The organism is Paraburkholderia sp. DD10 (genome assembly GCF_049177125.1).
In the GTDB taxonomy this organism is placed as follows: Bacteria; Pseudomonadota; Gammaproteobacteria; order Burkholderiales; family Burkholderiaceae; genus Paraburkholderia; species Paraburkholderia terricola.
Window position 1 is genome coordinate 581,762 of record NZ_CP185393.1, and the last position, 23,153, is coordinate 604,914.

The 23,153-nt window shown below is 63.7% G+C and carries 21 protein-coding genes; 15 read left to right on the forward strand and 6 right to left on the reverse strand.

Going from position 1 to position 23,153, the window contains the following annotated elements:
- Positions 1-409: 409 nt before the first annotated feature.
- From ACOCG7_RS18005 to ACOCG7_RS18015, 3 genes are all read left to right on the forward strand, one after another.
- On the forward strand, positions 410-1,915 hold the full coding sequence (locus tag ACOCG7_RS18005) for a tyrosinase family protein (RefSeq protein WP_208645238.1): 1,506 nt from the start codon (positions 410-412) through the stop codon (positions 1,913-1,915).
- Positions 1,916-2,158: 243 nt separating this feature from the next.
- Positions 2,159-3,040, forward strand: coding sequence for an ATP-grasp fold amidoligase family protein (locus tag ACOCG7_RS18010; protein WP_073427691.1), 882 nt, complete (start codon positions 2,159-2,161; stop codon positions 3,038-3,040).
- 208 nt (positions 3,041-3,248) lie between these two features.
- Complete coding sequence (locus tag ACOCG7_RS18015; protein ID WP_083084216.1) at positions 3,249-3,752, forward strand: M48 family metallopeptidase; 504 nt, start codon at positions 3,249-3,251, stop codon at positions 3,750-3,752.
- 35 nt (positions 3,753-3,787) lie between these two features.
- On the opposite strand, the gene ACOCG7_RS18020 is transcribed toward ACOCG7_RS18015, so the two are convergent.
- Positions 3,788-6,103, reverse strand: coding sequence for an FdhF/YdeP family oxidoreductase (locus tag ACOCG7_RS18020; protein ID WP_114162187.1), 2,316 nt, complete (start codon positions 6,101-6,103; stop codon positions 3,788-3,790).
- Positions 6,104-6,273: 170 nt separating this feature from the next.
- Between ACOCG7_RS18020 and ACOCG7_RS18025 the strand changes: the two genes are divergently transcribed.
- Entirely contained in the window at positions 6,274-7,716 is a 1,443-nt protein-coding gene (locus tag ACOCG7_RS18025) for a PLP-dependent aminotransferase family protein (protein ID WP_073427513.1), read from the forward strand.
- Between the two features lie 22 nt (positions 7,717-7,738).
- Entirely contained in the window at positions 7,739-8,056 is a 318-nt protein-coding gene (locus ACOCG7_RS18030; protein WP_083083328.1) for a transcriptional regulator, read from the forward strand.
- Between the two features lie 82 nt (positions 8,057-8,138).
- Here ACOCG7_RS18030 and ACOCG7_RS18035 read toward each other — a convergent pair whose 3' ends face one another.
- Complete coding sequence (locus ACOCG7_RS18035; protein WP_114162188.1) at positions 8,139-8,888, reverse strand: SDR family oxidoreductase; 750 nt, start codon at positions 8,886-8,888, stop codon at positions 8,139-8,141.
- A 266-nt stretch (positions 8,889-9,154) separates the two neighbouring features.
- Between ACOCG7_RS18035 and ACOCG7_RS18040 the strand changes: the two genes are divergently transcribed.
- Both ACOCG7_RS18040 and ACOCG7_RS18045 read left to right on the forward strand, forming a co-directional pair.
- A complete protein-coding gene (locus tag ACOCG7_RS18040) occupies positions 9,155-10,297 on the forward strand; it encodes a BMP family ABC transporter substrate-binding protein (protein WP_114162189.1) in 1,143 nt (380 codons plus the stop codon).
- A gap of 47 nt (positions 10,298-10,344) precedes the next feature.
- Positions 10,345-10,887, forward strand: coding sequence for a nucleoside deaminase (locus tag ACOCG7_RS18045; RefSeq protein ID WP_208645239.1), 543 nt, complete (start codon positions 10,345-10,347; stop codon positions 10,885-10,887).
- Positions 10,888-10,981: 94 nt separating this feature from the next.
- On the opposite strand, the gene ACOCG7_RS18050 is transcribed toward ACOCG7_RS18045, so the two are convergent.
- Complete coding sequence (locus ACOCG7_RS18050) at positions 10,982-11,575, reverse strand: lysozyme inhibitor LprI family protein (RefSeq protein WP_114163463.1); 594 nt, start codon at positions 11,573-11,575, stop codon at positions 10,982-10,984.
- A gap of 217 nt (positions 11,576-11,792) precedes the next feature.
- Between ACOCG7_RS18050 and ACOCG7_RS18055 the strand changes: the two genes are divergently transcribed.
- The 7 genes from ACOCG7_RS18055 to ACOCG7_RS18085 all read left to right on the forward strand — a co-directional run bounded on the left by ACOCG7_RS18055 (position 11,793) and on the right by ACOCG7_RS18085 (position 18,797).
- On the forward strand, positions 11,793-12,599 hold the full coding sequence (locus ACOCG7_RS18055; RefSeq protein WP_114162190.1) for an SH3 domain-containing protein: 807 nt from the start codon (positions 11,793-11,795) through the stop codon (positions 12,597-12,599).
- A gap of 183 nt (positions 12,600-12,782) precedes the next feature.
- Positions 12,783-15,092 (forward strand): putative bifunctional diguanylate cyclase/phosphodiesterase, encoded by a 2,310-nt coding sequence (locus tag ACOCG7_RS18060; protein WP_114162191.1) that lies wholly within the window; start codon positions 12,783-12,785, stop codon positions 15,090-15,092.
- A gap of 224 nt (positions 15,093-15,316) precedes the next feature.
- Entirely contained in the window at positions 15,317-15,505 is a 189-nt protein-coding gene (locus tag ACOCG7_RS18065) for a hypothetical protein (RefSeq protein WP_073427696.1), read from the forward strand.
- Positions 15,506-15,642: 137 nt separating this feature from the next.
- Positions 15,643-17,043: an FAD-containing oxidoreductase gene (locus ACOCG7_RS18070; RefSeq protein ID WP_114162192.1), complete on the forward strand. Its 1,401-nt coding sequence runs from the start codon at positions 15,643-15,645 to the stop codon at positions 17,041-17,043.
- Between the two features lie 58 nt (positions 17,044-17,101).
- Positions 17,102-17,452 (forward strand): cupin domain-containing protein, encoded by a 351-nt coding sequence (locus ACOCG7_RS18075; RefSeq protein WP_114162193.1) that lies wholly within the window; start codon positions 17,102-17,104, stop codon positions 17,450-17,452.
- Between the two features lie 184 nt (positions 17,453-17,636).
- Positions 17,637-18,212 carry a TMEM175 family protein gene (locus ACOCG7_RS18080; RefSeq protein WP_114162194.1) on the forward strand — a complete coding sequence of 192 codons (576 nt, stop codon included), beginning with the start codon at positions 17,637-17,639 and terminating at the stop codon, positions 18,210-18,212.
- 96 nt (positions 18,213-18,308) lie between these two features.
- Entirely contained in the window at positions 18,309-18,797 is a 489-nt protein-coding gene (locus ACOCG7_RS18085; protein ID WP_114162195.1) for a metallophosphoesterase family protein, read from the forward strand.
- A gap of 76 nt (positions 18,798-18,873) precedes the next feature.
- Here the strand turns inward: ACOCG7_RS18085 and proP are convergent, their stop codons facing one another.
- Entirely contained in the window at positions 18,874-20,376 is a 1,503-nt protein-coding gene (gene proP, locus ACOCG7_RS18090; protein ID WP_421380489.1) for a glycine betaine/L-proline transporter ProP, read from the reverse strand.
- Between the two features lie 647 nt (positions 20,377-21,023).
- Between proP and ACOCG7_RS18095 the strand changes: the two genes are divergently transcribed.
- A complete protein-coding gene (locus ACOCG7_RS18095; RefSeq protein ID WP_083083335.1) occupies positions 21,024-21,326 on the forward strand; it encodes a DUF1330 domain-containing protein in 303 nt (100 codons plus the stop codon).
- 83 nt (positions 21,327-21,409) lie between these two features.
- On the opposite strand, the gene ACOCG7_RS18100 is transcribed toward ACOCG7_RS18095, so the two are convergent.
- Both ACOCG7_RS18100 and argA read right to left on the reverse strand, forming a co-directional pair.
- Positions 21,410-21,685 (reverse strand): oxidative damage protection protein, encoded by a 276-nt coding sequence (locus ACOCG7_RS18100; protein WP_073427523.1) that lies wholly within the window; start codon positions 21,683-21,685, stop codon positions 21,410-21,412.
- A 56-nt stretch (positions 21,686-21,741) separates the two neighbouring features.
- Positions 21,742-23,130 (reverse strand): amino-acid N-acetyltransferase, encoded by a 1,389-nt coding sequence (argA, locus tag ACOCG7_RS18105; RefSeq protein ID WP_073427524.1) that lies wholly within the window; start codon positions 23,128-23,130, stop codon positions 21,742-21,744.
- Between the last annotated feature and the right edge of the window lie 23 nt (positions 23,131-23,153).

Below are 23,153 nucleotides of genomic sequence, written 5' to 3' on the forward strand. Positions count from 1 at the left end.
CGGAGCTGTTCCGGTCGTCGAACGCACGGCGTTGACAGCCCATACGTCCACCATGCGTCCACCATTTTCGGCCATGCTGTCCAAAACTGCGGATGTAAATTCCTTACGATTTTTTTCAGTCTCCGTTAGGCTTGCTGTGCAGAGACGAGGATCGCGAAAGGCGGCGCTGCCGCACTTTTGCAAAATTATTAATTGAATCCGATTGGCTTGAGGAAGACCGAGGCCGGAGCAAATCCGGCCACGCCAATTGCCTGAACGCCCGCGTTAGAACACGCGAGCGCCGGCGCCAGCTATTGCCATACTGGCAAGCGATATCTCACGACAGCGCAGACCCGTCGCCAAAGATGTGTCCGCGGGACGACACGCAGCCAATGCAAATGCATTGTTGCCGCCATTAAATGGAGGAGTCATGCCGTACGCTACGATAAAGCGCAGAACTTTTCTCGGCGCCGCCGCCACTGCCATGACATGGGCGTCGTTTCCGTTTTTGGCAAGAGCGTCGACTACGTTAGTGATTCGTATCGAATGGCAGCAATTCAAGACGACGCCTCACTATGCTTCATTTCTTAACGCGGTGCGTATCATGCTGGCCAACCCGAACGCGGCCGATCCGAATTCATGGCAGTACTGGACCAACGTTCATATGAACTACTGTCCGCATCGGCAGCCATATTTCCTTGCCTGGCATCGCGGATACCTGTACTACCTGGAGCGTCAGATCAGACTGATTTCGGGTGACAGCGATTTCACGCTGCCGTACTGGGACTGGTTCACCAACCCGAACGTGCCGGCGGAATTCACCGATACGGCAAGCGGTAATCCGCTTTATTGTCCTCGACTCAATACGAACGTCTATAACGCGCTCGACCTGTCGCCTTTCTCGTCGTCGGTCGTGAACTTCCAGCGCGGCACGGCCAATTCATTTGAAGAGAAGTTCGAGACGGCACCGCACAATCCGGTGCACAACATCATCGGCAATTCGATGGCTACCATGCAATCGCCTCGTGATCCGATTTTTTACCTGCACCATGCGAACGTCGACAGGCTTTGGCACGCGTGGGCGCTGCCGGACGGAAGAACCATGCCGGCGCCGACCGATCCGTATTGGGCCGGGACCTTCACTTACGCTTCCGCCTTGACGATCAACAAGGAGCAAACGTACTCTCCGCGTTCCCGGCTCGGCTATGACTACGCCAACACGGCGAGACCCACCACCTTGCCGCCGCAAACACAGGTGGGCCGAATCATTCGGGTGCAGGCGCAAACGACCGACCTTCGAGCACGCCCGCCCGTCGTCAGCTTCTCCCTAAGCTCGGCGCGTGATATTACCTCTGGGCGGCATTCGATCGGCGGCGTCACCGGCGTTGCGCTGAACGAGGCATCCATCACCGTTCGGATTCTGGGAGAGGCCGCCTCGATTAAACCCGTTCAGGACTTGCTTTCGGCGACCGCTGCGTCTTACGACGCGGCCGCGCAAGGCCTGATTGCCCCTTCGACAACGACCGCCACGACGTCCGGGAAATATCGTTCGGTGAAGGTCGTATTCGACGACATCAAACTGACGGCTCGAGGTGCGGCGGGGGGCTATTTCTACAACGTGTACCTCAACCTTCCCGACAACTTCGGCGATAAGGCGGTGCGCGCTCAGCACTTCATCGGCACGCTGGGTCCCTTTGAAATTTCCGGTGCCGCGCATCATGGAGCGGTGACTTTGGACTATCCCGCTACCGCGGCGCTGTTGAAGGCCGTGGATCAAATCTCCCGAGAGTTCTTCATCTCTCTCGTCCGTGTCAATGGTGCGAACGCGCCGAAAGGAACGGTTATCCAGGTGGGCGAGTTACGGATCGAGTTGACTACCGAGCCGGCGTACATCGTGTCGCCGGTTGCTCCTCCCGGCTCCGGCGTGCCTTATTAGGCCGGTCGACAGCGCCGCGCGGTTTGAGGACCATGTATAGGCCTTCCGTGGCGCGTGCTTGCCAGTCAACGCATTGAATACGTTTCGAGTTGTGATCGTTCGCCTGTCAACGCAATAGTCGACGTCTGTGATAACTCAACGATTAAGGAGGCTTCTGTGTCACGTCCAAGAAGAGTCTTTCAAGCGGAAACCGCGTTTCAGGTAAGCCATGCCCTCAATGCACCATTCGGGAGGGGAGAGAGCATTGGCGGGACACCTGTCGGCCTCGAAAGGCGGATAAAAGAGCATGCCAAGGATTTGCTGCCGGATTTTCTCTTCCTGCTACTTTTGCATCGCAAAGAGGTGGGCCGCTTTCCCAATCTCATCAAGCCGAGAACATTCAATGAACGCATTCTCAGGCGAAACCTGCAGCCCGATCCTCGATTTGCGCCGTTGACGGACAAGCTGGCCGTGCGCGACTACGTGGGCCGGATTCTGGGAGAAGAATTTCTCGTTCCTTTAATTGCCGCGCCCACCAGGTTCACGCGCGCGGACTTCGATTCCCTTCCAGACTCGTTTGTCATGAAGGCGAATCACGGCAGCACGTTCGTCGAGATCGTCCGCGACAAATCACGAGAGAGTTTCGAGCGGCTTCACCAGTTGGCCGTCCGGTGGCTATCGACCGATTTTTACAAGGTGGCGCGCGAGCGCCATTACCGGGACATCGAACCGGGGCTATTCTTCGAGACGCTCCTGCTCGATCGAAACGGTCAGGTTCCCGCCGACTACAAGGTGCATTGCTTTCGTCGAAGTGCGGGGCGACCGGTCATGTACATCGTGAAAATCAGCGACCGGTTTGGACCGCTGCCGCGTGGCGATGTGTATGACGCGGACTGGAACCATCTCGACGTAACGATTGGCGAGTACGCGCGCGGCACCACGCCGAGCGCTCCGCCTGATAACCTGGACGCGATACTCGAGGCCGCCGCGAAGCTATCCAACGGCTTCGATTACGTTCGGGTCGATCTTTATGCACCGGACAATGCGCTGTACTTTGGCGAGCTCACGTTTACGCCTGGCGCGGGCGTCGTACCCATGTTTCCCGACCGCGTCGATTTCGAATGGGGCGAACTGCTTATGGAATGAAAGTACGTTTCTCTTGAAACGCGAGGGAGGGGCGAGGGCTCCTGGTTGCCGTTACAGTTGCCCGAGCCTCGACTTCGCGAAGCAACGCCGAACGGTGAGGCCAATGCGTTTAGAATGCGGATCAGCAAAGAGACGGTGTCGTTTCGAATCCACTACCGACACCGATCGCCGCTGCCCCGAAACGCAAAGACCAGGCAAAATGACCGGACTGTCTCACCTGAAATATCTAACCGGCTACCCTCCGGCGCTGCAGGAAAAAGTCAGGAAGCTGATAGCCGACGCGCAACTGGGCCCGTACCTCGCTGAGCGATACCCGAACACACACGACGTGCAAACAGACCGGGCGCTCTACGCCTATTGCGCGGACCTGAAACGCGAACATCTGCGCAGCGCGGAGCAAATCGACAAAGTCACCTACGACAGCAAGCTCGACGTCGTGCGTCACGCATTGGGCCTGCACACCAGCATCTCGCGCGTGCAAGGCGGCAAGCTGAAGGCGAAAAAGGAAATCCGCATTGCCTCGCTGTTCAAATCCGCTGCGCCGGAATTCCTGAAGATGATCGTCGTGCACGAACTCGCTCATCTGAAAGAGAGCGACCACAACAAAGCCTTTTATCGACTGTGCGAGTTCATGCAGCCGGGCTACCACCAGATCGAATTCGATCTGCGCCTCTATCTCACGCATCGGGAACTGACGAAAAACCCGGCCTGACCACACGTGAAGCGTCAAGCATCAAGCCTGAAGCATCAAGCAGCCAGCGCGTCAGCTTCCGCAGCCTTCAGCAAGACCGGAATCGACTTCGAAGTCGGCGTCCCGGCGCCATCCGCCACTGAGGAAAGCGGCACGAGCGGATTCGTCTCAGGATAGTAAGCGCCGAGACATCCGCGCGGAATGTCGTATTCCACGAGCAGAAACCCCTTTACATGACGTTCGATTCCGTCGGCCCATACGCTCGTGATATCCACGCGCTGCCCGGCGGCGAAGCCCAGCATCGCGAGATCTTCCTTGTTGGCGAACAACACGCGCCGTTGGCCGTATACGCCGCGATAGCGGTCGTCGAGGCCGTAAATGGTGGTGTTGTACTGATCGTGCGAACGCGTCGTCATCAAGGTCATCAGGCGCTCGCCGTGCTCTTCGCGCGCGCGATGTATCGGCGTGTCGAGCGCGATCGCGTGCACGATGAACTGGGCCTTGCCGCTCGGCGTTTTCCAGATCCGCTCGCGTGACGCGACACCCAGGTGGAATCCGCCTGGATGCTTCAACCGCTCGTTGTAATTCTCGAAGCCCTCGATCACCTTCGCGACGCCGTCGCGGATCAGCGAGTAATCGGCCGCGTGCGCGAGCCAGTCCACCTTGTCGCTGCCGAGCGTCGCATGCGCCATGCGCGCGACGATTGCAATCTCCGACAGCAGATTGTCCGAGGCCGGCTTGTTCATGCCGTAAGAGATATGCACCATGCTCATCGAATCCTCGACGCTCACGCCTTGCGGCACGCCATTCTGCAAGTCGATCTCAGTGCGCCCGAGTGTCGGCAGAATCAGCGCGTCACGTCCGTGCACGAGGTGGCTGCGGTTCAGTTTGGTCGTGATGTGCACGGTCAGGTCGCACGAGCGCATGGCTTCCCAGGTACGCGGCGTGTCCGGCGTCGCGATCGAAAAATTGCCGCCGAGACCGATGAACACCTTCACCTTGCCGTCGAGCATCGCCTGAATCGTATTGACGACGTCGAGTCCATGTTCGCGCGGCGGCTCGAAACCGTAGACCTCGCCGAGCCGGTCGAGAAACGCGTCGGTCGGTTTTTCCTCGATGCCGACGGTGCGGTCGCCTTGCACATTCGAATGCCCGCGCACCGGGCACAAACCCGCGCCGCGCCGGCCGATATTGCCGCGCATCATCATCAGGTTCGACAGCAACTGCACGGTCGGCACCGAGTTCTTGTGCTGCGTGAGGCCCATGCCCCAAGTGGAAATCACCGCGCGGCCCTTCACGTAGATGTCGGCGAGCTTCAGCACGTCCTCGAACGGCACGCCGGATTCGGCGACGATGGTGTCCCAGTTCTCCGCCCGCAGGTCGTCAGCGAACGCGTCGAAACCCACCGTGTGTTCGGCGATGAAGCCGACGTCCAGCACCCGCTCGAGGCCTGACGCCAGCGCCTCGTCGTCGAGTTCGATCACGCGCTTGGCGACGCCTTTGAGCAGCGCGAAATCGCCGCCGACTTTCGGCCGGATGAACACGGAGCTGATTTTCGTGCTGCCCATCGTGATCATTTCGACCGGATGCTGCGGACTCGCGAAACGTTCGAGGCCGCGCTCCTTGAGCGGATTGATCGACACGATGGTCGCGCCGCGCTTCGCGCATTCACGCAGTTCGCCGAGCATGCGCGGATGGTTGGTCGCCGGATTCTGGCCGAAGATCAGCAGCGTGTCGGCGTGTTCGAAGTCGTCGAGCGTGACCGTGCCCTTGCCGATGCCGACCGTATGCGGCAAGCCGCGGCTGGTCGCTTCGTGGCACATGTTCGAGCAATCGGGGAAATTGTTGGTGCCGTACATGCGCACGAACAACTGATACAGGAACGCGGCTTCGTTGCTGGCGCGGCCCGAGGTATAGAAGGCGGCGCGGTCGGGATCGTCGAGGCGCTCCAGGTGGCGGGCGATCAGGTCGAAGGCTTCGTCCCAGCCGATCGGCACGTAGCGGTCGCGCAGCGCGTCGTAGACGAGCGGGTCGGTCAGACGGCCATGCTGTTCCAGTTCGAAGTCCGACTGCGCCATCAGTTGCTCGACCGTGTGTGCCTCAAAGAACGCCGGCGTCACGCGCTTGCTGGTCGCCTCGGCGGCCACGGCCTTCACGCCGTTCTCGCAGAATTCGAAGGTGGACGCGTGCTCCCGATCCGGCCACGCGCAGCCGGGGCAGTCGAAGCCGTCGGGCTGATTCTGTTTGAACAGCGTGCGGTAATTGCCGCCCGTGACCTTTTCCTTGATCAGATTGATCGCGACATATTTGAGCGCGCCCCAGCCTGCGGCGGGGTGCGTGTACGGTTCGATGCGAGCTTCGGGTTTCTTCATGATGGTTGCCGCGGATACGCTTTGACGAGGCTTTTAAGCCGATACCTGCAAGCCTACTGTGTTCCAAAAGCAGCGCAGCATACAGAAAAATGGAAAGCCGAGGGATACAGTTGTCTGCGTTTTGTCATAGACTGGCGCCTCAACTCACGCTTTCCGTTTGAGCCAGGTCCTTGAAACTCTACGAAAAACTCGCCGACGACATGACCGAAGCCGTGCGCCGTGGCGTGTTCGCGGCGGGCGAGCGGATTTTGTCGGTGCGGCAGGCGAGCCAGCAGCACGGCGTGAGCATCAAGACCGTGCTGCGCGCGTATGCGTTGCTCGAAAGCCGTGGGGTGGTCGAGAGCCGTCCGCAGTCCGGCTATTTCGTGCGCGACGCCGCGGCGAGAGCGGCCAGGGCGGCGGCGCTCGATGAGCCGCGCCTGAGCGGCAAGCCGGCAGCCGAGACCGCGCCCGTGGCCGCCGAGGTCGACGTCAGCCGGCTGGTGCTGTCGACCCTGCGCAGCATCCGCGCGCACGACGCCGTGCCGCTCGGCTCGCCTTATCCCGACCCGTCGCTGTTCCCGTGGCGGCGCATCAATCAGTATGCGAACGCGATCGCCCGGCGTAGCGCGAGCTGGAATCTGATCGACGATCTGCCGCCCGGCAATCCCGAACTGATCCGGCAGATCGCGCGCCGCTACGCCGAGAACGGCGTGCCGGTCGATCCCGGCGAAATCGTCATCACGCTGGGCGCGACGGAGGCGATCAACCTCAGCTTGCAGGCGGTCGCCAAACCCGGCGATACGGTGGCGGTCGAATCGCCGACCTATTACGCGATGCTGCACGCCATCGAGCGCCTCGGCATGCGCGCGATCGAGGTGGCGACGCATCCCGCACACGGCATCGACATCGAGGCGCTGGCTCAGGTGATCGCGACGCAGACGATCGCCGCCTGCATGGTCATGCCCAACTTTCAGAATCCGCTCGGCTTCCAGATGCCGGACGCGCGCAAGCGGCAACTGGTCGACCTGCTCGCCGCGCACGAGATTCCCGTCATCGAGAACGACGTTTATCAGGAACTCTATTTCGGCGACGCCCGGCCTTCGACGCTGAAGAACTTCGACACAAAGGGACTGGTGTTGCATTGCGCGTCGTTTTCGAAGAGCCTGACCGCGTCGTACCGGATCGGCTGGGCGATGCCGGGGCGCTACCGCGCGCAGGTCGAGAAACTCAAGTTTCTCAATACGCTGACCACGCCCTCGGTGCCGCAAGTCGCGGTGGCCGATTATCTGAAGCAGGGCGGCTACGACCGTCATCTGCGGCACGTGCGCAAGGTTTACCGGCAGCAGGCGAGCATCATGACGGCGATGGTGCGGCGGTTTTTCCCGGTCGGCACGCGCATGTCGGCGCCGCAAGGCGGCTACGTGCTATGGGTGGAGTTGCCCGAACGCGTCGATTCGATGCGGCTTTACCAGGCGGCGCTCGCGCGCGGCATCACGGTCGGGCCGGGCATGATGTTTTCGACGCGCGACGATTTTCGCCATTTCATCCGGCTCAATTACAGCTATCCGTGGACGGCGCAGACCGAGGCGGCATTGAAGACGCTGGGCGAACTGGTGGCGCGCATGGCTTGAAAGCAGAGAACGAGGAGACACGATGGAAGAAAGCGAAAACGATGAACTCGATCCGGTGCTGGTCGCCGTGCTGGCGCAACTGTGGCGCGCGCACCGGGAAACGCCCGGCGGCGCATGGTCGCTCGCCAGATTGTCGAAGCAGGCGGCCGTGCCGATGAGCGGCTTGCGCCGGCAGTTGACCGCCCTGGTCGATGGCGGTCTGGTGGATACCACCTTCAACGAGGAAGGCACGGGCACGGCGCGCTTGAGCGAACTCGGCGCGGGCCTGTGCGCCGAACTGTTCGGCGATGGCGAAGCGCCGGACGAGGATCAGGCCGACCCGGCGCCACGGCTTCACTAAGCGCTCGGGCGGCCTGAGCCGCGCCGCCACCGGCAGGCATCGCATATCGACCCTGCCGGGGCCGCCCGCGCCGTGCGCCGCCTTAAAGCTGACTCATGCCGCCATCGGCGATGATTTCCGTGCCGACGATGAACGCCGATTCCGGCGCCGCCAGATGCAGCACGGTCGAGGCGATTTCCTCCGGCGTGCCGAAGCGGCCGACCGGCACCTGGCTGAGAATCTGCGCGGCGGTGGCTTCGAGCGCGGCGGCGTCGAGACCGAGCTTGCCGTAAAGCGGCGTCTGCACCGGCCCTGGGCTCACCACGTTCACGCGCACGCCTTGCGGCAGCAATTCCGCCGACAGCGTCTTCGCGAGCGAAATCACCGCGGCCTTGCTCGCCGCATACACCGACGATCCCGGCATGCCGATATGCGCATTGATCGAGCCGTTGATGACGATCGAGGCGCCGCGATTGAGCAGGGGCAGCAGCGCCTGAATCTGGAAATAGGCGCCCTTCACGTTGGTGTTGAACATCGCATCCCAGAAGGCTTCCTCGACATCGGGGAAGGACGCGAAGTTCGCGGTGCCCGCGTTCACGAACACCGCGTCGAGCCGGATGCCGGCGGCGCCGATCGCGGCGGCCAGTTCATGGGCCGCGGCAACGGAGCCGGCGTCGTTGCGTACGGCCACGGCGTTCGCGCCGAGCGCGGCTTTCGCGGTGTCGAGCGCATCGGCATCGCGCCCGGTGATGACGACGCGTGCGCCTTCGTCGGCGAAGGCCCTGGCGGCCGCGAAGCCGATGCCGCTGCTGCCGCCGGTGACGAGGATCGATTTACCTTGGAAGCGAGTCATTTGATTTCTCCGAAAGAGTGGAAACGGGTTGATGTACGGATAGTGCGCTTCGGGCGGGCGCTTGCCGTACCACTTTGCCGATGTACCCGTTCGACGGAATCGAACGTGTTTGCCCGCGATCAGCATACGCGCCCGGTTATGGCCGGAATAACGAATAAAAATTTTGCCGCTGAAATTGACCTTCGAATATGGCCCCCTATGCTGGAGCCTTGCGCGAGAAGTCCCGCGCGCGGTGGCAGGCACGTTCAAACATCTTCGGAGAATCCATGAAAACAAAGCTGGCGCGGGTGCTGCATCGTTCATTGCGCATCAAAACCATTCGATCCGTTCTTGCCGCGACCGTCGCCGCGACCGTCGGCGCGACCTTGGTCCTCGGCGCCGCGACGGCGGCCGCCGCGACCGCGCAGCCGCTCGGCATCGCCTTCGTCTATCTCGGCAATCCGGGCGATGCCGGCTGGACCTATGCGCATGAACAGGGCGTGAAGGAAGTCGAGGCGAAGTTCGGCGACAAGATCAAGGTGACGCGCGTGGAGAACGTGCCGGAGTCGGCGGATTCGGAGCGCGTGTTTCGCGATCTGGCGTCCAAGGGCAACAGGATCGTGGTGGGCTCGAGCTTCGGCTTCCAGGACTTCGAGCTGAAGGTCGCGAAGGACTTCCCGGACACGCTGTTCGAACACGCGACCGGCTACAAGAAAGCGGCCAACTTCGCCACCTACGACGTGCGCACCTATCAGAGCGCGTATCTCGCCGGTCTCGTCGCCGGCTATACGACCAGGTCGAACACGCTCGGCTTTGTCGGCTCGGTGCCGGTGCCGGAAGTGGTGCGCAACATCAACGCGTTCACGATGGGCGCACGCTCGGTCAACCCGAAGGCGCGCGTGAAGGTGGTCTGGATCAATAGCTGGTTCGATCCGGGCCTCGAAAAGCAGGCCGCGGAAACGTTGATCGGCCAGGGCGCCGACGTGCTGATCCAGAACACCGATTCCACCGCGACGATGCAGACCGCCGAGCAGAAGAAGGTGCATGCGTTCGGCTGGGACTCCAACATGAAGAAGTTCGGTCCGAACGCGCAACTGGGTGCCTGCGTGAGCAACTGGGGCGTGTACTACAGCTATCTGGTGCAGCAGGTGATGGCGGGCACGTGGAACAACGCGCCGGTGTGGTGGGGGCTGAAGGAGAAAGCGATCGACCTCGCGGACATCAACACCGAGGCGGTTTCGCCGGTCGCGCAAAAGGCGTTGAGCCAGAAGCGCGAGGAGATCATCTCCGGCAAGTTCAATCCGTTCGCCGGGCCGATCGCGGATCAGTCGGGCACGGTGAAGGTCGCCGCCGGCAAGTCGCTGAGCGATGCCGAACTGCTGCGTTTGAACTGGTTCGTGCAGGGCGTGGACGGCTCGCTGCCGAAGTAACCGCTCGATCGGCCAGCCAAACCAACCCTCTTCAACGGAGATCGCCCGTGAGCCTGAGCGTCTCGACCGGGGCCGCCGCAACGGCGGCCGAGTATCCGCCGCAGGGTTTGCCGCCCACGCACGAGCAGATCGTGCGGCATCTGCGGCATGCGAGCCGGGTGGCCGAGCGGGCGACGTTGCTCGGCCACCATCCGTTCGGCGCGGTGCTGATCGGCCCGGACCAGGAAACCGTGTTGATGGAGCAGGGCAATGTCGACACGGTGAATCACGCCGAGTCGGTGCTGGCTCGCGTGGCGGCGTTGAATTTCACGCCGGCGTACCTGTGGAGTTGCACGTTGTACACGTCGGTCGAGCCGTGCTGCATGTGCGCCGGAACGATGTATTGGGCCAACATCGGCCGGGTGGTGTTCGGCATGACCGAGAAGCGGCTGCTCGATGCGACCGGCGATCATGCCGAGAATCCGACCATGAGCGTCGATTGCCGGTATGTCTTCGATCATTGCCAGAAGCGGGTCGAGGTGATCGGGCCGGTGGCCGAGGTGGAAGGCGAAGTGATGGAGGTTCAGCGCCGGTTCTGGAACGGCAGATAGCGGTTCCTCTTCGGCTTCAACCGCGGTTGGGTTAGCCGTGCCTGCCGTGCGGGCATGGTTGCAGGGCAAGCAGGCACCAGCACGCTATCTCGGCTTATTGCGCGGCTCCATCGCGCATCTGCGTTCGCGTTTGCGTTTGCGTTTCTATCGGCGAGAGCATCGCCACGCCGCAAAACCAGTCGCCGCCGTGCGGCTTGTACTGCCACTGGCCGGTCTTCTCCCGGAGCAAGGTCGGGCACGGCTCGTTCACCACGATCCCAGGACTTGCCGCCGTGCATTGAAGCATCGCGGTTTCGGTCGGTTGCGCGGCCGGCATCGGCGGTTTGCGCCGGGTGCCCGGTTCGGCGGGTGCGGCCGGCGTTCCCGTCCGCATGCTTTCGAGCAGCCGCCGCAGTTCCTCGATGCGCGTCGAATACCACGTCCCCAGACAATCCGCATCGCGGCAATTCGCTTCCCGCCACGTCCACTTGCTGTCGCTGTCGGTGCGAAAGGCCCGCCGGTCGACGATTCCGCGCCGCGCTTTCCAGTACAGTTGCCCCAAGGTGTCGTCGAGCTTCGAGAGCGCGGGATCGTTGCATATCATTTTCTCGGTGAGCGAGCGCCCCTTGTTGCAGTCGAAACTGGTGGCGTCGGCGTGCGGATGCGTGAGCGTCAGCACGGCGATAAGAAGCGGGCGGAAGATTTTCATGGCGGTCCCGGTGTTGCATGGTTGTTTCATGCAATGGATGATCGGCCGGGACGCCTCGATGCAGAGGCCCGAAAAACGCATGACTTCGGATGAGTGGTTACCAAATCTTGCGCCGTGGGGGCGGCGCGCCTGGGTCTGTCTCAACGGGAACAGCACCGGGACAGCACCGGGGCACAGAGCGGGCCGCGCGAGCGCGGTCCGCAAAACGGGAGCAAGAATGAAACAACACCTCGTTCGATGTATCTGCATGGCGGCCGGTTTGCTGGCGCTGCCGGCCGCGGTCTGCGCGCAGTCGCAGGCCTATACCAACGGCCCGGTCAACGTGCGCGCCGGCCCCGCGCCGGATTACCCGATCGTGACGCAGTTGCCAGGCGGCGTGCCGGTGAGCGTGATGGGCTGCCTCAGCAACTACGAATGGTGCGACGTCGCCGCGCCGAACCTGCGCGGCTGGGTGTATGCGGCGCGGCTCAGTTATCCGTATCAGGGCAGCAATGTGCCGCTGATCAATTACGGCCTGGTGATCGGCCTGCCGATCGTGACGTTCTCGATCGGCAGCTACTGGGGCAATTATTATCGCGGCCGGCCGTGGTACGGCCAGCAATCGCGCTGGGTGCATCATCCGCCGCCGCCGCCGCCTCGACCGGGCGCCGGACGGCCACCGGGCTGGCGTCCGTCGGGCGGGCCGCCGCCGGGACATTCAGGTGGGCGTCCGCCGGGAGATCGGCCACCGGGGCACGTGGGCGGGCGTCCGTCTGGAGATCGGCCACATGGGAACGTAGGCGGGCGTCCGCCGGGCGGCTCGCCGCAAGGGCATGGGGTCGGGCGTCCATCCGCAGATCGGCCACAGGGGAATGCGGGTGGCCGTCCGCCGAGCGGCCAGCCAAGGGAGCAAGCTGGCGGACGACATCAGGCCGAGCCATCGGGCAACCGGGGCGGCGGGGGCGGGCGTCCACAAGGCGGTCCGCCGCCGGGCGGCGCGAACCGGCCGCCCGGCGGCGGCAACAGCGGGAACGGCCGGCAATAACAGCAACGGCGGGGCCGGCTGGCGCTCCAGAAGCGCGCCAGCCATCCGGGCCGCCTCATGCGTCCCGCTCCGCCGTCGGCCTCCCTCGTCGTATGCATCGGGGATTAAAAGTGCACGCGGCTCGCGTAAACCCGGATGCGCCGCCTACACTGAAATGCCGATGTTCGGTTAGGGGGCGTACATATGAGCTGGAAAGCGACATCAGAGAACGCGATGGGAGCGACGCCCGAAGGCGCCTGCCATCGGCCGGATCTGGCCGAGGAGGTGTTGGCGTCCGAGCGCAGCGTGTTGCGGCTCATCACCCGCAACACGCCGCTGCCGGAATTGCTGGAAGAAGTCTGCCGCCGCGCGGAAGCGCTGCTCGGCGGAGGTGCGTCCTGTTCGATCCTTCTGCTGGACGCGGACGGCCGGCACGCGCGAGTGGGCGGCGCGCCGTCGCTGCCGGCGCAGTTCAACGCGGCGATCGACGGCGTCGAGATCGGCCCGCAAGTGGGCTCGTGCGGCACCGCGATGTTCGAACGGCGTCTGGTGGTCGCCGAAGACATCGAAACCGATCCGCTGTGGGCGAACTACCGGCATCTCGCCTTGCCGCTCGGTTTGCGGGCGTGCTGGTCGGTGCCGTTCGAGAACGACGCCGGCGTCGTGCTGGGCGCATTCGCGGTCTATCACCGCACGCCGCGCCGTCCGAGTGTGGAGGAAGAGGCGGTGCTGCGCGACATCGGCCGCAGCGTCGGCCTCGCCGTCCATCACGACACGATGGCGCGGCGCCTCGCGCACAGCGAGGAACATCACCGGATGGTGGTCGATCATCTGAACGAGGGCATCGTCGTGCAGTCGCGCTCGGGCCTGGTGCTGGCTTGCAATCCGAGCGCGCAGCGCATTCTGCGCACCGGTCCGCAGATCGTCGGGCGCAGTATCCGAACCGCGATGGTGCGCGCCTATCACGAGGACGGCTCGCTGGTGAGCGAGGCCGAGCGCCCGACCGTGCAGGTGCTGGCGACCGGCAAGCCGATGCTCGGCGTCACGATCGGGGTGGAACTGGTCGACGGCGATGTCGTCTGGATCACGGAGAACATCGTGCCGATCGTCAAGCCGGGCGAGAGCGAGCCCGGCTCGGTGCTGATTTCCTTCACCGACATCGGGCCGGTGCGCGAGGCGCAACGGCAGCTCAAGTTTCTCGCCACCCGCGATCCGCTCACCGGGCTATACAACCGCGCCTATCTGACCGAGCGCATGCGCGATCTGTTCGAGCCGGGCGGGTCGGCAGGCACGGGCGAGCTTGCGAGCGTGGCGGTGCTGTTCGTCGATCTCGACGGCTTCAAGAAAGTCAACGATACGGCGGGCCACGAAGCCGGCGACGCGCTGCTATGCAGCGTGGCGCAGCGGCTCTCGGCCTGTATCGGCCGCGACGACACGCTCGCGCGCGTGGGCGGCGACGAGTTCGTGATCGTGATCAGCGCTTATGAGAATAGCGGCCAGCTAATCGGCTTCGCGCACCGCATTCTCGACATGATCGCGGTGCCGTTCGCGGTGGCGGGCAACGAGTACTACCTGGGCGCTTCCATCGGCATCAGCCTGTTTCCCGAGGACGGCCAGGACGTGGCCACGCTGATGCGCAATGCCGATTCGGCGATGTACCACGCGAAGCAGCGCGGCCGCAACAACTTCCAGTTCTTCACCGCGGAGCTGAATCAGCACCTGCAACGCCGCTTCATGATCGAGCAGTCGTTGCGGCGCGCGCTCGCCGCCGACGAACTGAGCCTCGTGTATCAGCCGATCGTCGACAGTCATGACGGCGGCACGATCGGCGCGGAAGCGCTGCTGCGCTGGTACAACAGCGAACTCGGCAACGTCTCGCCGGTGGAATTCATTCCGGTGGCCGAGGACTCGGGTCTGATCGTCGAGATCGGCGACTGGGTGCTGACGCGCGCCTGCGAGCAGGTCGCGCAATGGCGGCGCACGCTGGCGCCGGATCTGATCGTCGCGGTGAATCTGTCGCCGCGGCAGTTCAACGACGGTCTGGTGGCGCGGATCGAGCGCTGCCTCGCGCGCTCCGGGCTCGAACCGGCGGCGCTGGAACTGGAAATCACCGAACGTCTTTTGATGAGCGACACCGATACGGTCCTGCCCATGCTGAACGCGTTGACCGCGCTCGGCGTGCGCATTTCCGTCGACGACTTCGGCACCGGCTATTCGTCGCTGTCGTATCTGAAGCGGTTTCCGCTGCATAACCTGAAGATCGACCGTTCGTTCGTCGCGGGCTTGCCGGATCATCGCGACTCCATTGCGATTACCCAGGCGGTGGTGGCGATGGCGCATTCGCTCGGCATGAACGTGACGGCGGAAGGCGTGGAGACAGCGGAGCAGGCGGCGTTCTTGCGGGCGATCAAGTGCGACAAGCAGCAGGGGTACTTCTATAGCCGGCCGGTCGGCGCGAATGCTTACGCCCGCAGCCTGTGCGACGCGCAGGCGCGGCTGGTCAACGTGTCATGAGCGCGTAGGCGGCTCGCGCCGCTATCCCGCTTGCGCGGGCGCACGTGGGCAGGCGCTGGGCAGGCGCAAGCCGCTTCCCGGCACGGAGCGCCGATTGTTCAGTTTCCCAAACAAGTGCCTTCGCGTTCGCGGTATTTATCCGCGACGTCGTTCTCCCTAGAATCCTCCCATCGAAATGGAAGTTGAGCGCGGCGCCACGGCGGTCCCGTGCGATGGGAGCCGTCATGCCAGCCTTGATCAAAAACCAGCTTTACCGGCCATCGGTGGTCTTGCCGATGGTCGCCCTCATGCAAGTCATGGTGTCGCAAGACTTCAATCTCGGCCAGGTCGGCTGGGTCATGGCGGCGCGCGGCGCGCGGGCCGCGCTGCAACGCTCGCGCGAATTGATCTGCGCCGCGCATTGCCACGCCTGAGCGCGGCGACAGGAGAATCGCGCAGTGCCGGTTCGCGGCGCAAAAACGAAAACGCGGTAAAGTGGTAAAGCGGTGACGCGACTTCAGGCGCTGGGCGTAAGATGCTACGACCTGCATCCAGCCTCTGGAGAGTTGCCATGCCACAGCACTTCGACGCAGTTGTGATCGGCACGGGACAAGGCGGCGCGCCGCTCGCCGTGCGTCTCGGTCAAAGCGGCCGCAAAACCGCGGTCATCGAACGCGCGGCCTTCGGTGGAACGTGCGTGAACGTGGGCTGCACGCCGACCAAATCCTATGTGGCCAGCGCCCGCGCGGCGCACGTGGCGCGCCACGCGTCGGAACTGGGCGTGCAGGTGAGCGGGGCGGTTAGCGTCGATCTGGCGGCGGTGAAAGCGCGCAAGGACCGGATCATCGGACAGTCGCGCGACGGCGTCGAGACATGGCTGCGCGGCGCGCACAACGTGACGGTCTTCAACGGCCACGCGCGTTTCACCGGCGCGCATGCGCTTTCCATCAGCGGGCCGGACGGTGCGCTGCTCCACGAACTCAACGCCGACGAAATCTTCGTCAACACCGGCACGCGCGCGGTCGTGCCGCCGCTCGAAGGCATCGAGCGGATTCGTTACTACACCAACTCCAGTCTGCTTGAGCTGACGGAATTGCCGAGTCATCTGGTGATCGTCGGCGCGAGCTATATCGCGCTCGAATTCGCGCAGATCTTCCGGCGCTTCGGTAGCCGCGTGACGGTGCTGGTGCGCGGCGAGCGCGTGCTCACGCGCGAGGATGCCGATCTCGCCGAATCCGTGCAGAAGGTGCTGGCGCGCGAAGGCGTCGAGTTTCGGTTCGGCGTGCAGCCTTCGCGGGTCGAGCCGCATCCGCATCGCGCGAACGAGGTGTGCATCGGCTTCGAGCAGAACGTTCCCGCGCTCGAGGCGTCGCATCTGCTGTTCGCCACCGGCCGCGAGCCGAATACCGACGACCTCGGCCTCGCCGCCGCCGGCATCGCGACGGATAAGCACGGCACGATTCCCGTCGACGGCCAGTTGCGCACCAGCGTGCCGGGCGTGTGGGCCATCGGCGACGCGAACGGGCGCGGCGCGTTCACGCATACGTCCTACGACGACTATCAGATCGTGGCGGCCAATCTGCTCGACGGCGGCGCGCGCAGCGTCGACACGCGGATCATGGCGTACGCGGTGTTCGTCGATCCGCCGCTCGCGCGCGTCGGGCTCTCGGAGGCCGACGTGCGCAAGTCGGGCCGCGACGCGTTGATCGCCACCCTGCCGATGTCGCGCGTCGGCCGCGCCCGCGAACGCGGCGAGACCGACGGCTTCATGAAGGTGCTGGTCGACGCGCAAAGCAAGCGGATTCTCGGTGCGGCGATTCACGGCATTGAAGGCGACGAAGCGATTCACACCTTCATCGACATCATGACGGCGGGCGCGCCGTATCCGACCTTGCAGTACGCCATGCACATTCATCCGACCATCAGCGAACTGGTGCCGACCTTGCTCGACGGACTGAAGCCGATGAAGTGAGCGGCGAGTGTGATCGACGAGCACCATCGACCAACAACACCAGCAGCGAGTCCATGCGATGAAACGCGCAATCCGCAGCGGCAATCTGTTCGACCACGGTGAGCCGGCAAGCTCGGACGAACGAGTCGACGCGCTCGTCGAGCGCGGCGGGGTGACCGTCGAGCGGATCGTATCGACCGGGCAGGCCAGCCCGCCGGGCTTCTGGTACGACAGCCCGCGCGCCGAATGGGTCGTGCTGCTGAGCGGCGCGGCCGCGCTCGAATTCGAGGGCGAACCGCGGCCGCATCCGATGAAGCCCGGCGACCACGTGCTGATCGAAGCGCATTGCCGGCATCGGGTCGCATGGACGAGCGAGACGGAGCCGAGCGTGTGGCTTGCGGTGTATTACCCGGACGGCGCCGCGGATTGAGCGTTGTTGCTTGCGCCGTAGATATGCGTTGTCGGTCGAGAGTCGGCGCGCATGTGTGCAAGCGGTTTGAACCCGCATCGACAAAGCGGCGCGGCATCGCCGATAATCGGCGGCGGCGCGAGCCGTCCGCGGGACGCGGGCGACGCTGTGCGCCCAACCGCATTCATCATCAGGAAACCGACCGATGGGCAAGGGACGCATCGAAGCCTTCAGCGATGGTGTGATCGCCATCATCATCACGATCATGGTGCTCGAACTGAAGGTGCCGGAAGGCCACGATCTCGCCGCGCTGCGCCCCATGCTGCCGGTGTTCTGCGCATACGTGCTGAGCTTCATCTACGTGGGCATCTACTGGAACAATCATCACCACATGTTCCATGCGGTGCAGCGGGTCAATGGCGCGGTGTTGTGGGCCAATCTCCATCTGCTGTTCTGGTTGTCGCTGATGCCGGCCGTCACGCATTGGATCGGCGAGAGCCATCTGGCCTCGTGGCCGACCGCGATGTACGGCGTCGTGCTGTGCATGTCGGCGATCGCCTATTTCATTCTCACGCGCGTGCTGATCCGCGAGCATGGCGGGGACTCGACGCTTGCCAAGGCGGTCGGCAGCGATTTCAAGGGCAAGGTCTCGGTGGCCATCAATCTGGTGGGCATCGCGCTCGCATTCGTCGTGCCGTGGGTCTCGGCGGCGCTCTATACGTTGGTCGCGGCGTGGTGGCTGGTGCCCGACCGGCGTATCGAGCACGTGCTGGAAGCGTAAGCGTGTTGCTGGCGCTCAAGCTCGCACTGGTGCCGGCAGTTTCCAACTGCGAAGCCGTAGCGAACACAACAGAGCCACGTAACTGATACTTGCGTCATGACTGCCCGCACAAAAAACGCTTCCTCCACCCGCGTCGGCCTCATCTCCGACACGCACAACCTCGTGCGTCCCGAAGCGCTGCGCTATCTCGCCGGCTGCGACGCGATCATCCACGCGGGCGACATCTGCAATCCGGCAGTGCTCGAGGCGCTCGTGAAGATCGCGCCGGTCACGGCCGTGCGCGGCAACAACGACATCGGCGAGTGGGCCGCATCGCTGCCGACGCACGCCAGGCTCGCCGTCCAGCAAGTGACCATTCTCGTCGCGCACGACATCACCGATGTGCTTGCCGATCCGCACAGCGAGGGCATCGGCGTGGTGGTCACCGGTCACTCGCACAAGCCGTCGGTCAGCGAACGCGACGGTGTGCTGTTCGTCAATCCCGGCAGCGCCGGCCCACGGCGCTTCAAGCTGCCGGTTTCGGCCGGCATGTTGATCGTCGATGGCGCGCACGCGACGGCGCGATTCGATTCCCTGCTGACATAAAAAAACGGGCCGGCAAACTTGCCGACCCGTTCTGACACATCAGTTCTCAACTACCGCGCTAGCGCGCAACCCGGCATCACGCGCGCGCCGTCGCCGCCGCTGCATAACTTTCGTCCATCTCCGCGGCTTCACGCTCGCCGCGCAGCACCGCATGCGCTTCCGCATGCGTGGCCACGCACTGGCCCGAGCCGAGGAGGGGCTTGCGCGCCGTTTCGCGCAGCGCGATCACCGAGACGATGCCGATCAGCGACGCGCCCATCAGGTAGTACGCGGGCATCATCAGATTGCCGGTGCTGTCGACCAGCCAAGCGGCGACGAGCGGCGTCGTGCCGCCGAACAGCGACACCGAAATGTTGAAGCCGATCGCGAGCGCGCCGTAGCGGATTTTGGTCGGGAACAGCGCCGGCAGCGCCGACGGCATCACGCCGGTAAAGCACGACAGCAGCACGCCGAGAATCATCAGGCCGCCGAACACCGGCAGCACCGTGCCCATGCGGATCAACAGCAGCGCGGGAATCGACAGCGCGAACAGCCCCACGCAACCGAACAGCATGACCGGCTTGCGGCCGATCGCGTCGGACAGACGGCCGGCGGCGAGCGTCATCGGCATCATCAGCACCATCGCGAGCAGCACGAGGAAGAGACCGTGCGTTTCGTTGAAGTGCAGCGTGGCCGACAGATAGCTCGGCAGATACGACAGCGCCATGTAATCGGTCACGTTGAAGATCAGCACGAGGCCCACGCACAGCAGAAGCGGCTTCCATTGCTGCGCGAGCAGCTCGCGAAACGATTGCTTCGGCAGCGACTTGTCCTCGGCTTCGCGTTGCTCCGCCTGCTTTTTGAACGCGGGCGTTTCCTCCAGCTTCATCCGGATGTACAGACCCACCAGACCCAGCGGACCCGCGATCAGGAACGGCACGCGCCAGCCCCACGACAGCAGCGCTTCGTTCGACAGCGCCGCGGTCAGCACGGCAACCGTCCCCGCGCCGAGCACGTAGCCGATCAGCGTGCCGAACTCCAGGAAGCTGCCCATGAAGCCGCGCCGCTTGTCCGTCGAGAATTCGGCGATGAAGGTGGCTGCGCCGCCGTATTCGCCGCCGGTCGAGAAGCCCTGCACGAGGCGCGCGACCAGCAACAGCACCGGCGCGAAAATGCCGATCGTCGCGTAGCTCGGAATCAGGCCGATCGCGAAGGTGCCGAGCGCCATCATGATCATGGTCATCGCCAGCACGCGCTGACGGCCGATGCGGTCGCCCAGCGGCCCGAACACCATGCCGCCGACCGGCCGCACGAGAAACGCCGCGGCGAACGTGCCGAAGGTGGCGATCAACTGCGCGGACGAACTCGACGACGGGAAGAACACCTTGCCGAGCGTGACGGCGATGTAGCTGTACACGCCGAAATCGAACCATTCCATCGCGTTGCCGAGCGCCGTTGCGCCGACGGCCCGCTTGAGGAGTGATTTGTCGACGACGGTGATGTCGTCCAGAGAGAGGCGTTGTTCTTCTTTGTGGTGTCGCCAGAAGCCGTTGCTGGAAGCGGTCAAGGTTAAAACTCCGATGACTGCGACGAAACTCATGATGCGCATGAACGTTCCGCCACGGTTGCTGGAAAAGTGCGTTTCACGAAACCCGCGATGGCGTATGCCTCGTCGCAAGGAACGAAGAAGCGGGGCGCAAAAACACAACGCCCGTGCCTCGCGGATGATTCGCGAAAAACACTCGTCTGGATCGTGCTGACTGTTGCACCTGCGTGGCCGTGGAAGGGGGGCAGGTGCATGAGGACGCTGGGTTGGCCGAAAGCTGGCCCAGGCGCCGCTGGAAGGCTTGAAACGAAAAAGGCCGGTGCTTTATTCGCCGCTGGGGAAACGCGAGGGAACCTCAGGCAGGAAAACGACCGACAAGCCTTCTTGTATAAAAACTGTTCGATTTCAACATGGCACACGCACTGCGCGCCACAATGAAAAGAAACGTTAATGAGGTGAAATGCTGTTGGAACGATGAACATGATAGCACGATGACAGAGGATCGCGCAAACCTTGGGCTCGCGGGGCGTCGAGCGAGGGCGTTCGGGAAGCCGGCGGCGCGGACCGCTGGTTGGTTCCGTAGTGAGATGGAGTGGGGGAAAACTGCGACAGGGTAAAGCTAAAAATGACTGCTGTCCTTGCCGACTACAATGGATGGGTCACAGTCGGCGGTGGGACGACACCGCGAAAAGGATTGCGCCATGACCGCCTATCTGATTGCCGATGTCGATGTCACCAACCCCGCCGTTTTCGAAGAGTACAAACGAGAAGTGCCCGCTACCGAGGCGCGCTATGGCGGCAAATATCTGGGCCGTGGCGGACTGACGAAAATTCTCGAAGGCGATTGGCAGCCGCATCGTCTCGTCATCATCGAGTTTCCGGATATGGCTTCGTTGATGGCTTGGTATGAGTCGCCCGAGTACGCCCCTCTCAAGGCGATCCGCGAAACATGCGCGAGGACGCGGATCATCGCGCTGGAAGGGACTGCGGCCGTCCCGTCGTAGCAACGTCGCCGCCGGCACAAAAAAATCCGCGCACGCGGCGCGGATTTTTCAGCGGCGCAAAAACGCCGGCAAAACGCGAAAACTCACTCCGCCGAGGGCGGCACATAACCCTGCGCCGTATCCGCGCCTTCTCCGAAAAAGAACTTTTCGGTCTGCTTCATCAGATACTGGCGCGCGCGCGGATCGGCCATGTTCAGCCGGTTTTCATTGATCAGCATGGTTTGCTGCTTCAACCACGCCTGCCAGGCTTCCTTCGAGATGCTTTCGTAGATCCGCTTGCCGAGTTCGCCCGGCAGCGGCGGGAAATCGAGACCTTCGGCTTCCTTGCCGAGCTTCGCGCATTGAACCATACGAGTCATGCTGTGCTTCTCCTGTAATCGAATGTGGGGCGGGCAGGCGCTGTATATGGGGCCGTTCAGAGCTGTTTCATCAGCACGAGCGATTTGCGCTGCCAGTTATAGAGTCTGCGGCGGTCTTCGGGCAGGTCGTCGACGGTCACCTTGACGAAGCCGCGCTTGAGGAACCAGTGCTCGGTGCGCGTGGTGAGCACGAAAATGCGCGTGAGGCCGCGCGCCCGCGCGCGTTGCTCGATGCGCTTCAGGAGCCGCTCGCCGTCGCCGGTGCCTTGTGCCTCGGGCGCAACCGTCAGGCACGCCATTTCGCCGATGCGCTCCTGCGTGTACGGATACAGCGCCGCGCAGCCGAACAGCACGCCATCGTGCTCGATCACCGAGAAATGGTCGATGTCGCGTTCGATCTGGTGACGTCCGCGCCGCACCAGCGTGCCGTCCGATTCCAGCGGCTCGATCAGCGCGAGAATGCCGCCGACGTCGTCCGGCGTGGCTTCGCGCAGGCTTTCGAGGTTCTCGTACGAGATCATCGTGCCCACGCCGTCGTGCAGGAACAGTTCGAGCAGCAGGCTGCCGTCGAGCGCGTACGGGATGATGTGCGCGCGCGCCACGCCGCCGCGGCAGGCGCGAATCGAATGCTTCAGATAAAAGCCCGCGTCGCCGGTGACTTCGCCGCTTTCATGCAGCTTGTAGGCGTCGTCGAGCGACAGTTCGCGGATCAGTTCGGCGCCTTCCTCGCCGGCTTGCATCAGGCCCGGCGTTTCGGTCAGGAACACGATCTTGTCGGCGCGCAGCGCGATCGCGGCGGCCGACGCGACGTCTTCCATCGCCAGGTTGAAGGCCTCGCCGGTAGGCGAGAAGCCGAGCGGCGAGAGCAGCACCAGCTTGCGGCTCGCGAGCGAATGGCGGATCGAATCCGCGTCGATCTTGCGCACCACGCCGGTGTGGGCGAAATCGACGCCGTCCAGAATGCCGACCGGCCGCGCCGTCACGAAGTTGCCCGACACCACGCTGATGTGCGCGTGCGCCATCGGCGTGTTCGGCAAGCCCTGGCTGATCGCGGCCTCGATGTCCAGACGTACTTCGCCGGCCGCTTCTTTCGCCGATTCGAGCGCGCGCGCGTCGGTGATGCGCATGCCGTGCGAAAATTCAGACTCCACTCCGTGCAAACTCATCTGCTCTTCGACCTGCGGTCGCGAGCCGTGCACCAGAACGATCTGGATGCCCATGGCCTGCAGCAGCGCGATGTCGGACACGAGCGCATTCAGGAGCCCCTGATGCACCACCTCGCCACCGAAACCGACGACGAACGTCTTGTTTCGGAACGCGTGGATATACGGGGCGACGGAGCGCATCCAGTCGACGAATTGCGCATGCTGTGCGAGGTTTTCCGTTGCTCCGGCGGGGGCCGGAGCGCTCGCGGGCGCGGGGACGAGGTCGGTTTGGGAATTCATGCCGGGGATTATAATGCGCCCCC